Source organism: Flavobacterium ustbae, from assembly GCF_003946915.1.
Classification (GTDB): Bacteria; Bacteroidota; Bacteroidia; order Flavobacteriales; family Flavobacteriaceae; genus Flavobacterium; species Flavobacterium ustbae.
This window is the reverse complement of record NZ_RPOC01000049.1, coordinates 1-468: the sequence shown is the minus strand read 5'-3', so window position 1 is coordinate 468 and position 468 is coordinate 1. Positions and strand designations below refer to the sequence as shown.

The following is a 468-nucleotide window of genomic DNA, read 5'->3' as shown; positions in this document are numbered from 1 at the left end:
TCCGGTAATAATAACTTTAATATATCGATAAAAGAGTCCTGCATTTCTATATAAGATTAAAATACAAAAATCGACTTTTTAATATTTCCCCACAACATTTAGACTTGATCCCTGAAAGTCCAGCGTCTAGCCAAATAGCCGCAATGCCTGAAAGCTTCAAAGCACCAGCCAATTCAGATTCAGCCCTGCATCCTGATCAAGATGGAAGGCTCGGCATCTGCCAAAAAAATAGACAGAGCATCTCCAGAAAAGAAAACTTTGAAAAAATGCGATTGCCAAAAAGCCCTCTGAAATTAAAATCAGAACTGCTTTTGCCTTAAAAAATGCAGATCAATTAATTAATCAATTCAAACAAGAGCATTAAATGGCTTTTCTGGTTCCAGATTTCACAAGAGAAGGATATTATTTTCAGAAAGGCATATAAAACAGAAAACCCCGTTTCGCTGGAAACAGGGTTTTCAAAAGAAA

General features: G+C 35.9%; 1 protein-coding gene. It reads left to right on the top strand.

Translation table 11 applies throughout. The annotated features are described in order from the left end of the window. Positions 1 to 143: 143 nt before the first annotated feature. Positions 144 to 320, top strand: a complete 177-nt coding sequence (locus EG814_RS21065) for a hypothetical protein (protein WP_164515356.1) — start codon at positions 144 to 146, stop codon at positions 318 to 320. Positions 321 to 468: the final 148 nt, after the last annotated feature.